At 76.4% G+C, this 1698-nt stretch carries 2 protein-coding genes; one reads left to right on the top strand and one right to left on the bottom strand.

Going from position 1 to position 1698, the window contains the following annotated elements:
* Nucleotides 1-36: 36 nt before the first annotated feature.
* Nucleotides 37-774 (top strand): cobalt-precorrin-6A reductase, encoded by a 738-nt coding sequence (locus tag HMPREF3086_RS04015; protein ID WP_061228753.1) that lies wholly within the window; start codon nucleotides 37-39, stop codon nucleotides 772-774.
* Here the strand turns inward: HMPREF3086_RS04015 and HMPREF3086_RS18870 are convergent.
* The coding region (locus HMPREF3086_RS18870; RefSeq protein ID WP_070720272.1) for a hypothetical protein at nucleotides 766-1698 on the bottom strand (933 nt) is incomplete at its 5' end. The two genes, HMPREF3086_RS04015 and HMPREF3086_RS18870, sit on opposite strands and share 9 nt — an antisense overlap.

Here is a 1698-nt window from a genome sequence, read left to right as displayed (position 1 = left end):
GAGCCGAGCGGCGGGCCGTCCGGCGAGCCGGGCCTCATCCTCGTCCTCGGCGGCACCGGCGAGGCGCGGCGGCTGGCCGATCTCCTGGTGACCGCCGGTCTGGACGTGGTGACCGCGCTGGCCGGAAAGGTCACGCGCCCGCGGCTGCCCCGCGGTGAGGTCCGTATCGGCGGGTTCGGCGGCGCCGAGGGCCTGGCGCACTGGCTGCGGGAGAACGCGGTGAGCGCGGTGATCGACGCGACCGACCCGTTCGCCGACGAGATCTCGACCGACGCGGTCCACGCCGCCACGGAGACGGGGACTCCGCTGCTGCGGCTGCACCGCCCGCCGTGGGCCGAACGCCCCGGCGACGAGTGGATCCGCGTCCCCGACACGCGGGCCGCCGCGCAGGTGGTGGCCGAGCGGTTCCGCCGCCCGATGCTCACCGTCGGCAAGCAGGGCGCGTCCGAGTTCGCCGGCGACACCCGCGGCTCCTACCTCATCCGCTGCTCGGAGCCACCGCCCGGACCGTTGCCGCACCGCTACCTGCTGGTACTCGACCGCGGGCCGTTCGGGGAGGACTCCGAGCGGACGTTGATGTCGCGGCACCGGATCGACGTCCTCGTCACGCGCAACAGTGGCGGCGACAGTTCGGCGGCGAAGCTGGCGGCCGCCCGGGACCTCCGTATCCCGGTGGTGATGGTCGACCGGCCGGAGGCGCCGCCCGCCCCCGAGACGGTGCACTCGGTCGACGAGGCCGCCCGCTGGCTGGTGGGGCGGTTCGGTTCACGCTGAGCCGGGCACCCAGGGCGAGGTCGCGTCGAAGATCATCCCCATGGGCGCCAGCACCCGCACGACCTGCTCGGCCATCCCCTCGGTGAGCCCGTGCAGTCCGATCACCCCGTCCGCCGAGACGGTGCCTGGCCGCTCCACGGCGCCGAGGAACTCGGCGAGCCGCGCGGGGATGACGCCCTCGGCGACCACGGCGAGGAGGCTGACGAGCCCGTCGGAGGTGTCGACCCACCCGACCGTCGGAGGAGCGGCCGCAAGCCGCCCCTCTACCTGGGTAGAGGGGGACGTGACCCGCGCGCCGGCGTCCCTGGTGACCGTGGTGGTGAGCGGGTGGGAGTCCAGGGCGACGACGACGAGGTCGTGCACCTCCCCGGACGCGGGCACGTCGGCCGGGCCCGCGGAGCGCGCGAGGTGGGCTGCCACGTCCGCGAGGACGACCGCCGCGTGGTCGAGCCGGACCCGGACGGCGACCTCCCGGCCGGCGACGTGGATCCGCGCGGTGCCGTCTGTGCTGTCGACGACGGCGGCCAGGTCGGGGGAGTGCGCCAGGACGTCTCCCGAGCCGTCGTCGAGCCCCAACAGGAGTCGGCCGGCGAGGGCGTCGATCCCAGCGTGACCGGCCAGCGCCGCGGAGAGCCGGTCGGGCAGGTCGGCGAGGCCGTGGTGGCCGTCGAGCAGGCCGGCCAGCGGCGAGGCCAGGACGACGGGCAGGCGGCGCGGACCGCCCGGGGGCAGGAGGCCGGAATCCGTGGCGCGCTCCCAGAGCCTGCGCACGGTGGGACCGTCGCCGTCCCGCTGGTCGCTTCCCGGCGGTTCGGGTGCGATCCCGCGGAGCTCGAGTCCGCCGCCGGCGACCGTGTGGACGGCGCCGCCGTGGTCGGCCGCGAGGGCCGCCAGAGCGGTCCAGTCGGCGGGGCGCAGGCGGCC

The sequence above is a fragment of the Dietzia sp. HMSC21D01 genome, from assembly GCF_001815995.1.
Classification (GTDB): Bacteria; Actinomycetota; Actinomycetes; order Mycobacteriales; family Mycobacteriaceae; genus Dietzia; species Dietzia cinnamea.
The sequence above is the reverse complement of the archived record's forward strand: the minus strand, read 5'-3'. Positions and strand labels throughout refer to the sequence as shown.